This is a genomic window from Thauera aromatica K172, assembly GCF_003030465.1.
Lineage (GTDB): Bacteria > Pseudomonadota > Gammaproteobacteria > Burkholderiales > Rhodocyclaceae > Thauera > Thauera aromatica.
This window is the reverse complement of sequence record NZ_CP028339.1, coordinates 3555828-3567300: the sequence shown is the minus strand read 5'-3', so window position 1 is coordinate 3567300 and position 11473 is coordinate 3555828. Positions and strand designations below refer to the sequence as shown.

At 70.7% G+C, this 11473-nt stretch carries 11 protein-coding genes; 6 read left to right on the top strand and 5 right to left on the bottom strand.

What is annotated here, in order from left to right; translation table 11 throughout:
• Window positions 1-35: 35 nt before the first annotated feature.
• The 4 genes from hemW to Tharo_RS16750 all read right to left on the bottom strand — a co-directional run bounded on the left by hemW (window position 36) and on the right by Tharo_RS16750 (window position 3810).
• The gene (gene hemW, locus Tharo_RS16770) at window positions 36-1259 is read right to left on the bottom strand and encodes a radical SAM family heme chaperone HemW (RefSeq protein ID WP_107222187.1); all 1224 of its coding nucleotides are present in this window, start codon (window positions 1257-1259) and stop codon (window positions 36-38) included.
• A gap of 104 nt (window positions 1260-1363) precedes the next feature.
• Complete coding sequence (rdgB, locus tag Tharo_RS16760) at window positions 1364-1969, bottom strand: RdgB/HAM1 family non-canonical purine NTP pyrophosphatase (protein WP_107222186.1); 606 nt, start codon at window positions 1967-1969, stop codon at window positions 1364-1366.
• Between the two features lie 57 nt (window positions 1970-2026).
• Window positions 2027-2746, bottom strand: a complete 720-nt coding sequence (gene rph / locus Tharo_RS16755) for a ribonuclease PH (protein WP_107222185.1) — start codon at window positions 2744-2746, stop codon at window positions 2027-2029.
• 95 nt (window positions 2747-2841) lie between these two features.
• Complete coding sequence (locus Tharo_RS16750) at window positions 2842-3810, bottom strand: serine/threonine-protein kinase (RefSeq protein WP_245880955.1); 969 nt, start codon at window positions 3808-3810, stop codon at window positions 2842-2844.
• Between the two features lie 62 nt (window positions 3811-3872).
• On the opposite strand from Tharo_RS16750, the gene Tharo_RS16745 reads away from it, so the two are divergent.
• From Tharo_RS16745 to Tharo_RS16720, 6 genes are all read left to right on the top strand, one after another.
• Window positions 3873-4739 carry a YicC/YloC family endoribonuclease gene (locus Tharo_RS16745; protein ID WP_107222184.1) on the top strand — a complete coding sequence of 289 codons (867 nt, stop codon included), beginning with the start codon at window positions 3873-3875 and terminating at the stop codon, window positions 4737-4739.
• 49 nt (window positions 4740-4788) lie between these two features.
• Window positions 4789-5187, top strand: coding sequence for a DUF2946 domain-containing protein (locus Tharo_RS16740; protein WP_245880954.1), 399 nt, complete (start codon window positions 4789-4791; stop codon window positions 5185-5187).
• A 171-nt stretch (window positions 5188-5358) separates the two neighbouring features.
• On the top strand, window positions 5359-7491 hold the full coding sequence (locus tag Tharo_RS16735; protein ID WP_107222182.1) for a TonB-dependent receptor: 2133 nt from the start codon (window positions 5359-5361) through the stop codon (window positions 7489-7491).
• Between the two features lie 5 nt (window positions 7492-7496).
• Window positions 7497-8699, top strand: a complete 1203-nt coding sequence (locus Tharo_RS16730) for a sialidase family protein (protein WP_245880953.1) — start codon at window positions 7497-7499, stop codon at window positions 8697-8699.
• Window positions 8696-9274 (top strand): TlpA family protein disulfide reductase, encoded by a 579-nt coding sequence (locus tag Tharo_RS16725; RefSeq protein ID WP_245880952.1) that lies wholly within the window; start codon window positions 8696-8698, stop codon window positions 9272-9274. Before Tharo_RS16730 ends, Tharo_RS16725 begins: the two co-directional genes overlap by 4 nt.
• Before the next feature lie 72 nt (window positions 9275-9346).
• Window positions 9347-10612, top strand: a complete 1266-nt coding sequence (locus Tharo_RS16720; protein ID WP_107222181.1) for an HD-GYP domain-containing protein — start codon at window positions 9347-9349, stop codon at window positions 10610-10612.
• A gap of 47 nt (window positions 10613-10659) precedes the next feature.
• Here the strand turns inward: Tharo_RS16720 and Tharo_RS16715 are convergent, their stop codons facing one another.
• The gene (locus Tharo_RS16715) at window positions 10660-11460 is read right to left on the bottom strand and encodes an EcsC family protein (RefSeq protein ID WP_107222180.1); all 801 of its coding nucleotides are present in this window, start codon (window positions 11458-11460) and stop codon (window positions 10660-10662) included.
• Window positions 11461-11473: the final 13 nt, after the last annotated feature.

Here is an 11473-nt window from a genome sequence, read left to right as displayed (position 1 = left end):
CTTACCCGAAGGCTGAACGACGTTTCCATAAGTGCTCAATCCCGCAGGAACAGCTGCAACAACTCGTTCAGGAAGCGCCGCCCATGCAGGGTCGGGCGGAGCTGGCCATCGGCGGTGTCGAGCAGCCCGTGTTCGCGGGCCTGCGCCAGCTCGTTCGCGATCACCTCCAGCGGCAGCCCGGTGCGCGCCGCGAACAGCTGCGCCGGCACGCCTTCGCTGAGGCGCAGCGCGTTCATCATGAATTCGAAGGGCAGCTCGGCCGTCGTCACTTCGCGCGCCTCCTGGATGAAGTCGCCATGTGCCGCGCCTTCGAGGTAGCGCGCGGGGTGCTTGTGGCGCATCTCGCGGCGGATGCCTTCGTGGCTGGAGAGCTTGCCGTGGGCGCCGGGGCCGAGGCCGAGGTAGTCGCCGAAGGTCCAGTAGTTGAGGTTGTGCCGGCTGTGCTCGTGGGGGCGGGCGAAGGCGGAGGTCTCGTAGTGCTCGAACCCGGCGGCGGCGAGGCGCGCTTCGAACGCTTCCTGCATGTCGGCGGCGCTGTCGTCGTCGGGCAGTGGCGGCGGGTGGTGGGCGAAGGGGGTGTTGGGTTCGAGGGTGAGGTGGTAGCAGGACAGGTGGTGCACGCCGCAAGCGATCGCGGTCTCGAGGTCGGCGAGCGCCATGTCCGGCGTCTGTCCGGGGAGGGCGTACATCAGGTCGAGATTGACGCGCTCGAAGTGCGTCTGCGCGGCATCGACTGCGCGCCGCGCCTCGCTGCCGTCGTGGATGCGGCCGATGCGGGCGAGGAGGGCGTCGTCGAAGCTCTGGATGCCGAGCGACAGGCGATTGACGCCGGCGGCGCGGTAGTCGCGGAAGCGGGCGGCTTCGACGGTGCCGGGGTTGGCTTCGAGGGTGATTTCGGCCAGCGGCTCGAGCGGCAGCAGCATGCGGATGCCGGTGAGCAGCGCATCCAGCGTCTGCGCCGACATCAGGCTGGGGGTGCCGCCGCCGATGAACACGCTCAGCACCCGCCGCCCCCACACCTGCGGCAGCGCCGCCTGCAGGTCGGCGAGCACCGCGTCGAGCCAGGCGCGCTCGGGAATGCCGCCGCTGCGCGGGGCGTGCGAGTTGAAGTCGCAGTAGGGGCACTTCTTCACGCACCAGGGGAAATGCACGTATAGCGCCAGCGGCGGCGGAGCTGTGAGGCGGGCACGCGCGGGCAGGGCGAGGGCGGCGGCGGGCGGCGGAGCGGGGGTGAGGGGAATGATGCGGCGGGTGGTCACGGTGGCGGAGGCGGGACGAAAAGCGTGGGGGGTGGAGGCGGTCTTGCCGGGGGCGGAGTTGAGGCCGGGTGGGGCCTGGGTGGGGCCGGCGCGGCGGACGGCGCTTACAGCGGGTGGCTGCGCAGGCGGTCGAGGAGGTGGCGCATCGCCGCGCCGCGGTGGCTGAGGGTGTTCTTCAGCGCTGCGTCGAGTTCGGCGGCGGTCTGTTCCAGTTCGGGCAGCCAGAACAGCGGATCGTAGCCGAAGCCGCCGTCGCCGCGCACGGCAGGGAGGATCTGGCCGTGCCATTCGCCGTCGGCGATCAGCGGGCGCGGGTCGTCGGCGTGGCGCACCAGCACCACCGCGGAATAGAAGTAGGCGCGGCGCTGCTCGGGGGCGGGGAAGGCGGCGAGCCGCTCGAGCAGCAGGGCGTTGTTGCGCGCGTCGGACTTGGGCTCGCCGGCAAAGCGCGCCGAATGCACGCCGGGCGCGCCGCCGAGCGCTTCGACGCACAGCCCGGAGTCGTCGGCGACTGCCGCCAGGCCGGTGGCGGCGGCGGCGTGGCGGGCCTTGGCGAGCGCGTTTTCGACGAAGGTGGGGTGCGGCTCTTCCGCTTCGCCGACGCCGAACACCGATTGCGGAATCACTTCGATGCCGAGGGGGGCGAGCAGCGCCCGCATTTCGGCGGCTTTCTTTGCGTTGTTGCTGGCGAGGACGAGGCGGGCGGGCATGGCGGGGTTCCGGTGCGGATCGAGTGGGAGGGGGCAGCTCAGGGGGCAGCGACAGGTTCAGCCGCCGTGCACGGCGGCACGCTGCAGTTCGAACAGGTGGCGGCCGCCGAGTTCGGCGAGATCGAGCAGGGCGTCGAGCTCGGCGCGCGAAAACGCCGCGCCTTCGGCGGTGCCCTGCACTTCGATGAGGCCGCCGCCCTCGGTCATCACCACGTTCATGTCGGTGTCGCAGGCCGAGTCTTCGGCGTAGTCGAGGTCGAGCACCGGCACGCCGTCGTGGATGCCGACCGACACCGCGGCGACGAACTCGCGCATCGGGTTGCGGGCGAGCTTGCCGGCGGCGACGAGGCCGACGAGGGCGTCGTGCACCGCGACGCAGGCGCCGGTGATGGCTGCGGTGCGGGTACCGCCGTCGGCCTGGAGCACGTCGCAGTCGATGACGATCTGACGTTCGCCGAGTGCGGCGAGGTCGACCACCGCGCGCAGGCTGCGCCCGATCAGGCGCTGGATTTCCTGGGTGCGGCCGCTCTGCTTGCCTTTGGCCGCCTCGCGCGCGCTGCGGGTATGGGTGGCGCGCGGCAGCATGCCGTACTCGGCGGTGAGCCAGCCCTGGCCCTTGCCGCGGAGGAAGGCGGGCACGCTGTCTTCGACGCTGGCGGTGCACAGCACGCGGGTGGCGCCGAATTCGACCAGCACCGAACCTTCGGCGTGGCAGGTGAAGCCGCGGGTGAGGCGGACGGGGCGGAGTTGGTCGGGCTGGCGCTGGCTGGGTCGCATGAGGTTTCCTGGGTCGAGAGGGCGTGTCACGGTGGAGGGATGGAGGCGGCATCGGCCGCTCCGGCGTGTCGGGGAAGAAAGAACATGCCGCTCGGTCAGCGGCCGGCGGCCAGGGCCTTGACGCATCCACGCAGCAGACTGGGCCGGGGCGGGCGGGGGGCCGGCGTGGGGGGGCGGCGCAGCGCCTTTTGCAGCGCAGGGACGCTTTGCGGGCGGGCCAGGGGGTCGAGCCGCAGGCAGTGGTCGACGAGCTCGAGCAGGTCGGCGCTGTAGTCGGCCCGGGTCCGCGCCAGCGGCACGAGGGAATCCGTCCGGCGGCGCTCGTCGGCGCGCGGCGGCGCGGCGCCGGCGAGCGTGGCGTAGAGGCTCGCGCCGACGCCGTAGATGTCGGTCCACGGGCCCAGGGGCGCGCCGCGGTCGTGCTGTTCGGGGGCGGCGAAGCCGGGCGTGAAGATCGGTTCGAGCACGGCCTGGTCGGCGTGCAGGATCTGGCGCGCGGCGCCGAAATCGAGCAGCACCGGGGTGCCGTCGGGGCGCAGGTGGATGTTCGTCGGCTTGAGGTCGAGATGCAGCAGGCGGTGCGCATGGACTTCGCGCAGGCCGTTGAGCAGGCGCGCGAACAGCGTGCGGACGAAGACTTCCGGCAGCGCGCCGCGGTGGTGGCGGCTGGTGTCGTGCAGGGTGCGGCCGTGCTCGAAGCGCATCACCATGTAAACGGTACCGTTGGCGCGGAAGAAATTGAGCACCCGGGTCACGTTGGGGTGATCCAGCCGGGCCAGTGCGCGCCCTTCCTCGAAAAAGCACTTCATGCCGCGGAAGAAGACGGCGCGCTGGGCGTCCGTCACCCGTGGCTCGATCTCGCCGGCGTCGCGCTGCACCAGCGCGCCCGGCAGGTATTCCTTGACCGCGACCGGAGTGCCGGTCTCGTCGTGGGCCAGATAGACGGTCGAAAAGCCGCCCCGCGACAGCGGGCGTTCGATGCGGTAGCGCTCGAGCGCGCAGCCCGCCGGCAGCGGGCTGGCTTGAGACGGGGTCTTCGGGGGCGCTAGAATCGCGGTCTTCACAGCTTCCTTCCTGAATCGGACCCCAGTGTAAACGATCACGCCGGGTTCCCGGAGACCCCTCGATGATCCACAGCATGACCGGCTTCGCGGTGCAGAACCGCGACCTGGGCAGCGTCAGCCTCCACCTCGAGCTGCGCAGCGTCAATTCCCGCTACCTCGATCTCGGCTTTCGCATCGTCGACGACCTGCGCCAGGCCGAACCGGCGATCCGCGAACGCCTGGCCGCGCGCCTCGGCCGGGGCAAGGTGGAGTGCCGGCTGAACCTGCAGGCCGGGCCCGGCGCCGCGCGCGGGCTGGCGCTCAACGCCGCCCTCCTCGACCAGCTCGCCGAGGCCGAGGCCGGCCTGCGTGCCCGTTTTGCCGATGCCGCGCCGCTGTCGGTTCATGAACTGCTGCGCTGGCCGGGCATGCTCGCCGACGACAGCCTCGGCTTCGACGAGATGCTGCCGGCGATCGTCGCCCTCACCGAGGCCGCGGTCGACGAACTGGTCGCCAGCCGCCGCCGCGAAGGCGACAAGCTCGCCGCCATGATCCGCGAGCGCGTCGTGCGGATGCGAGAGCTGGTCGCCGTCGCCACCCCGCGCATGCCGGCGGTGGTGCTCGAATACCAGGAGCGCCTCACCGCCAAGCTGCGCGACGCGGTCGCCAGCCTGGACGAGGACCGCATCCGCCAGGAAGTCGCGCTCTACGCCCAGCGCATCGACGTCGCCGAAGAGCTCTCCCGCCTCGTCACCCATCTCGACGAGGTCGAACGCATCCTCAAGGCCGGCGGCGCCGCCGGCAAACGCCTCGACTTCCTGATGCAGGAACTCAACCGCGAGGCCAACACCCTGGCCTCGAAGTCCCCCGCCACCGACATCACCGCGATCGCGATGGAAATGAAGGTGCTGATCGAGCAGATGCGCGAGCAGGTGCAGAACATCGAGTGACGTTTCTCCGCCGCGTTTTTCGTTCCGCTTCCCGTTGCGACACGAAGCATTGCGTGGCCGTCCACTGATGACCGCCTCCGCCCGCACGCTCACCGCCTGGATCGCGACCTTCGCGATGCTGGTGGCGGCGCTCGCGCCGGCGTTGTCGCAAGCGGCCTATCGCGCCTCGGGCGACGCGATGTGGCTGGAGATCTGCACCGCCTACGGCATCGAGCATGTCGCCGCCGCCGGCGGCGCGCAGGACCCGGCCGACGATGCGGAGCGCCCGCTCAAGCCCTGTGCCTTCTGCAGCCTGTTCGCCAGCGCGCTGCCCGTGCCCTGGGGCGCGGCGGGCGTGCCGGCGGCGCCCCAGGGTGCGGACGTCGTTGCCGCGTTCACCCTCCACGCGCCACGGCCCCGTCTGCCGTGGGCCGCCTCCCGTCCACGCGCACCGCCCGCGTACGCCTGAGTCTCCGGCCACCGCCGTGCCCACGGCGGCTGCGGGGGCTCCTCCGTTCATCGGTTAACCCGAGTCGATCGACCCGGCGGGCGCGCGCGCCCGCCCCCCGATGTCGATGCGCAGACGCTGCCGGCGGCGTGGCCCCGGTGCGTGCCCGCGCATCCAGGAAAGGAGTACAGCGTGAAATACAAGCAGCTTGCCGCCCTGAGTGCGGCCCTCGGCGCCGCGTTCGCCGCCGCCGCCGAAACCCTGCCCGTGCTGGGCGAAGTCAGCGTCACCGCGACGCGCGAGGCGCGCCCGCTCGGCGAGACCCCGGCCACGGTGTCCGCAGTGAAGGAAGAGACCCTCGCCGCAACCCGCCCGGCGCACCCGAAGGACGTGCTCAACCAGGTCCCCGGGGTGTGGATCAGCAACCTGTCGGGCGAAGGCCACTCCACCGCGATCCGCCAGCCGCTGACCACCGCCGCGGTCTACCTCTATCTGGAGGACGGCATTCCGACGCGCTCGACCGGCTTCTTCAACCACAACGCGCTGTACGAAATCAACGTGCCGCAATCGGGCGGGCTGGAAGTCTCGAAAGGCCCGGGCAGCGCGCTCTACGGTTCGGACGCGATCGGCGGCACGATCAACGTGCTCACGCGCACGCCGCCTGTCGGGCCCGAGTTCGAGCTCGGTGGCGAGGCCGGCGCGCACGGCTGGGGCCGGGTGTTGGCGAGCGGCGGCGACGCCGATGCGGACGACGCCTGGCGTGCCAGCCTGAACCTGACCCACAGCGATGGCTGGCAGCGCGACGCCGGCTACGACCGCCGCGCCGGCACCCTGCGCTGGGACCGCGCGCTGGCCGACGACGCGATGCTGAAGACCGTGTTGTCCTTCTCCAGCGTCGACCAGCAGCACGTCGGCAGCCTGAACCGGGCCGAGTTCCACCACGCGCCGCGCAGCAACAACATCCCGTTCTCCTTCCGTGAAGTCGATGCCTTCCGCCTGTCGACCGCCTTCGAGCGCGAGAGCGCCACCACCCTGCTGTCGGTGACGCCCTACTTCCGCGACAACCGGATGAAGATCATCCCGAGCTGGACGGTCAGCTACGACCCCAACCGTTACCGGACCGAGAACCAGTCCTTCGGCTTCCTGAGCAAGTACCGGATGGATTTCGTGCCGCTGCGCGCGCGCCTCATCGCCGGCTTCGATGTCGACTACAGCCCCGGCTCGCGCGACGAGGATTCGATCGCCCTGACGCGCACGACCAACGCCTTCGGCGGCACCTCCTACCGCCTCGACCGTGCCGTGGCGGCGGTGCAGATCTATCGCTACGACGTCACCTTCCGCGCCCTCTCGCCTTATCTTCACGGTGAAATCTCGCCGCTCGAGCGTCTGCGCGTCACTGCCGGAGTGCGTTACGACGACATGCAGTACGACTACACGAACGAGTTCAACGGCGGTGCGGCCGGCGCCACCCAGGGCGTGGCGGGACCTTTCCCGGGGAACGGCTGGTACGGCCACGCGGCCAGCACCAAGGTCGGCTACCACCACCTCAGCCCGAAGCTGGGCGCCACCTGGGCGTTCACCGAGCAGCTGAGCGGCTTCGTGTCCTACAGCAACGCCTTCCGTGCGCCCTCCGAAAGCCAGGTCTTCCGCGGCAGCCGCGAGTCCAGCGCGGCGCGCGCCCAGGCCCAGGCCGAATCGCTGCTGAAGCTCAAGCCGGTCATCGTCGACAGCTTCGAGACCGGCCTGCGCGGCCATGCGGGCAGCCTCAGCTACGAACTGTCCCTTTATCACATGACCAAGAAGGACGACATCGTCAGCTTCCAGGACCCGCTCACCAACCAGCGCACCGCGGTCAATGCCGGCGAGACCCTGCACCGCGGCGTCGAGGCCGGCCTCGGCCTGGCGCTGGCGCGCGACTGGCGGCTCGATGCCAGCCTGTCCTACGCCAAGCACACCTACGAAACCTGGGTCGTATCGGGTACCGCAAATTTCAACGGCAAGGAGATGGAAACCGCGCCGCGCCTGCTCGCCAACACCCGCCTGAGCTACGCGCCGGCGGCGATGAACGGCGGGCGCGTGCAGCTCGAATGGTTCCGCCTCGGCAGCTACTGGCGCGACGCCGCCAACACCAGCAAGTACGACGGCCACGACCTCTTCAACCTGCGCGCGAGCGTCCCCTTCGCCAAGGGCTTCGAGGCCTACGCCAGCGTCACCAACCTGTTCGACCGCCGCCACGCCGAGACTTCGAGCCTGTCGAGCGGTGCAGCCAGCTACACCGCCGGCCTGCCGCGCACCGTCTATGCCGGCCTGCAGGCGAAATGGTGAGGACGATGATGAAAGGATTGCTTTCACGCTGCGGCCGTCGCCTGCTCGGCGTCGCGCTGGCCTTCGCCATCGTCGGTGCCGCCCTTGCTAACGGCGGCCACGCTGCGGCGGACAGGCCGGCGAAGGCGGCGCGGCCCGAACTCGGCACCAGCGCCGCGGTCGCGCCCGACGGCAGCTGGTACGCGGTCGCCAGCCGCGACGGCCATGTCGTGCTCCACCGCAGCACCGATGCCGGCCAGCACTGGGTCGAAGCGGCGGTGGTCAACCACGTCCCGGAGGCGATCGCGGCCGACGGCGAGAACCGGCCGCAGCTCGCCTTCGCCGCCGACGGCGCGGTGCTGGTGTCGTGGGCGCGCCGCTTCGAGGAGCGTTTCACCGGCGACGTCCGCTTCGCGCGCGCCGCCGACGGCCTGCACTTCAACGAGCCGGTGACCGTGCATCGCGATCGCAGCATCGTCGGCCACAGCTTCAACGCGATGCGGGTGATGGGCGACGGCCGGGTGGTGCTGGCCTGGATCGACGGCCGTGACGGTGCCGCAGCCAGGCGCGAGGGCGGCGACTACCGCGGCTCGGCGATCTATGCCGCGCTGTCCGACGACGGCGGACGCAGCTTCCGGCCCGAAGTGAAGCTCGTCGACCACAGCTGCCAGTGCTGCCGGCTGGCGCTGACCGAGGACGTCGACGGTGCGCCGCTGCTGCTGTGGCGCCACGTCTTCGCGCCCAACGAGCGCGACCACGCGCTCGCCCGTCTCGACGCCGACGGCACGATGGCGCCGCTTGCGCGCGCGACCTTCGACCGCTGGCAGATCGACGCCTGCCCGCACCATGGCCCGGCGCTGGCGGTCGCCGCCGACGGCAGCCGCCATGCAGTGTGGTTCAATCAGCGCGAGGGCGTGGGGCGGGTGTTCTACGGCCGCCTCAGCGCCGGCGCGGTCGAAGGTCAGCGTGCGGTCGGCGGGCCGCGCGCCGCGCATGCCGACATCGCCCTTGCCGGTGCGCGCCTTGCCATCGTGTGGAAGGAGTTCGACGGCGAGCGCACCCGGCTTTTCGCCGAACTCTCCGACGATGGCGGGCGCAGCTTCCGCAGCCAGGAACTGGCCGCCACCGCGGGTGCGTCCGACCAGCCGCGCCTGTTGCGCCGGGACGAGACCCTGTTCGCATTCTGGCGCACCGCCGATGAAGGCATGAAGGGGTATGAACTGCGATGAAGACGAACCGCCTGAAGAAAAATGCGGCAACCGCGCTGGCTGCCGTGCTCGCAGCCGTCTTGCTGGGCTGGGCGCCGCCGGGCGCTGCGGCCACGATGACGGCGGGCGTGCCCGCCGCGGCGGGTGCCGCTGCGATGCCTCCCGCCGCACCGGCTTTCGTCAGCCTCGATGCGGCCGGCGCGCGCCGCCTCGTCGCGCCTGCCGCCCACCGCGCGCCGACCATCCTGGCGCTGTGGTCGGCCGAGTGCGTGCATTGCAAGAAGAACCTTGCCCTGTTCGCGGCGATGGCGCAGGCCGAGCCCGGCCTACGCCTGATCACGCTCGCCGTGGAACCGGCCGAGCCGCAGCTGGGCGCGATCCTCGACCGTTTCGGCGTGCCCGGCGAGCGTTTTGCCTATGGCGACGAGGCCCCCGAGCGCCTGGCCTTCGCCATCGATCCGGACTGGCGCGGCGAGCTGCCGCGCACGCTATTGTTCGACGGTCGCGGCGGGGCGACGGCGGTATCGGGCGTGCTCGGCGAGGCGCGGGTGCGCGAACTGCTCGGCCTGGGCGCGGCGGGGGGCGCCGCCCGCTAAGGGGGGCGAGGCTGCAGCTCGGGCGCGCTCGTTGACGGCATCGGTAACGGCAAGGAGAGGAAAGGGACGGAGATGAATTCTTTCAGCAGGAAGGCCGCATTCCGCATCGCCGCCGTCAGCATCGTTCTGGCTGCACTCGCGAGCGTGGCGGCGTGGTTCGTGGCCCGGGAGAAGGCGGAAGAGAGCACGGTGGCCCTTGCAATCGAGGAGTCGCAACGGCTGATCAGCCATTCCGGAGCCATTTACCGGCCGGATGCGGCGGCCACCGAACATGCCGTCCAGGCGGCGAAGGCCATCACCGGGGGGCTCTTCGATATTGCCGAGATATACGACCGCAACGGTCTGAAGCTGGCCGAGACGATGACGGCGGAAGGCGAAGAGGTTGAGCCCCTGCTGTCATCGCACGGCAGACCCGCCTATACCCGGGCGTCCTACGAAAGCATCAACCTTGCCGACGGGCGCTGGGTGCTGCGCGTGTTCGTGCCACTGCGCGAATCGCTGGAAGCCCCCCGCTCTGCCGTGACCGGCTACTTCGAAGGCGTCCGGGTCGTCCCCGAATGGCAGCAGGCGCAGATGCGCTCGGACGCGCTGGGGATTGCCGCGCTGGTCGGCTTGGCCGCCTTGCTGTGCGGCGCGGCCATCTACCCCGTCGTGGTGAATCTGTCTGCGGAAAACGAACGCCGGGCGCGCGACGTGCTCGGCGCCCACCTCTCGACGATGGAGGCGCTGGGGCGTGCGATCGCCAAACGTGATTCGGATACGGGAGGGCACAATTGCCGGGTGGCCTGGATCGCCATCAGGCTTGCCGAGCAGCTGGGTGTGGCGGGCAGCGACATGCAGGCGCTGATCGTCGGCAGCTTCCTCCACGACATCGGCAAGATCGCCATTCCCGATGCCATCCTGCTCAAGCCCGGAAAGCTCGATGAAAGCGAGTTCTCCATCATGCGCACCCATGTCGAGCAAGGGGAAGAAATCATCGGCGGGATCGGCTGGCTCGAAAAGGCGCGCAACGTCGTCTCCGGCCACCATGAAAAGTGGGATGGAACGGGCTACCCCCGCCGCCTGGAGGGGCTGGCGATTCCTCTTTCGGCGCGTATTTTCGCCGTGGCGGACGTGTTCGATGCGTTGTGTTCCAAGCGCCCTTACAAAGAGGCGATGGGGTTTGATGCGGCCATGGCGATTCTGGAAAGGGACGCAGGCCGCCACTTCGATCCCTGTGTGATTGATGCATTCCGGCAGGTCTCGCGGGAAATCCACGACCGTCTGGCGTCCTGCTCCGACGAGGATTGCAGGACCTTGCTCGATGAGCGGGTTCGCTCGCATTTCGGCCTGGCTTGAGTGGCTTGGCCTGAGCACCGGCCGGGCGCGTCCGAGCCACGTGCGGCTCAGGGCCGCGGCGTGCCCCTGTGCGCGTCCAGCACCTGCCACGCGGCGTGCACCGCGTCCGCGCCGTAGCGGCGTTCGAGCCGGCGCACGGTGAAGTGGCCGCGGCTGACGTCCTGGAAGTGGTTCATGAACATCAGGTTGATTGCGGCGCCGGCGGCGGCGCCGATGCCCGGCACCAGCATGCCGGCGGCCTTCTGCGTGAGCTGGACCTTGTAGCGCGCGGCGACGAGCGTGATCAGGCGCACCAGCGCGGGCGCGCCTTCGGCGCTCAAGCCCTTTTCGGCGAGGTGGCGGGCGGCCTCGCTGACGCCGCTGGCGAGCGCCGCACGGACCGCGTAATAGCCAGCATCGGCGGCATCGTCGCTGGGCGCGTGGCTGCCGAGGGCGAACACTTCGAGCGCCGCCAGGCGCGCACCGGCGGTGCCGATGTCCTCGCCTTCGGCGCGCGCGATGTCGAGGATGGCGCGCATGATCAGGATCGTCGACAGCGGAATTTCCACCGTCAGCCCGGCGAGGCCGAAGGCGCCGCCGGCACCGCCGCTGACCGAGCCGAGCAGCTTGTGCAGGCGCGGCGAGGCGCTGTCCGCTTCCGCCTTCAGCGTTTTCGCCGCCGCCGCGAGCGCACGCAGCAGGGCGTCGTGGGCGAGCGCGCCGACGCGGGCGCGCCAGGCTTGCGGCAGGCGTGCCAGGCCGCGTTCGAGCGGGCTGCCGATGAAGCCGCTCAGCCGTGCGGCAAGGCTGGGGCTGTCGAGCAGCCGGTGGGCCCGGGCGAGGGCTTCGAGGTCGTCGGTGGAGAGCATGGGGGTGGGCGTT

Excerpts from the sequence above, each read along its gene's own strand:
- rdgB (WP_107222186.1), bottom strand. The coding sequence starts at position 1,969 with ATGCCCGCCCGCCTCGTCCTCGCCAGCAACAACGCAAAGAAAGCCGCC.
- rph (WP_107222185.1), bottom strand. The coding sequence starts at position 2,746 with ATGCGACCCAGCCAGCGCCAGCCCGACCAACTCCGCCCCGTCCGCCTC.
- Tharo_RS16745 (WP_107222184.1), top strand. The coding sequence starts at position 3,873 with ATGATCCACAGCATGACCGGCTTCGCGGTGCAGAACCGCGACCTGGGC.
- Tharo_RS16715 (WP_107222180.1), bottom strand. The coding sequence starts at position 11,460 with ATGCTCTCCACCGACGACCTCGAAGCCCTCGCCCGGGCCCACCGGCTG.
- Tharo_RS16720 (WP_107222181.1), top strand. The coding sequence starts at position 9,347 with ATGAATTCTTTCAGCAGGAAGGCCGCATTCCGCATCGCCGCCGTCAGC.
- Tharo_RS16730 (WP_245880953.1), top strand. The coding sequence starts at position 7,497 with ATGATGAAAGGATTGCTTTCACGCTGCGGCCGTCGCCTGCTCGGCGTC.
- Tharo_RS16725 (WP_245880952.1), top strand. The coding sequence starts at position 8,696 with ATGAAGACGAACCGCCTGAAGAAAAATGCGGCAACCGCGCTGGCTGCC.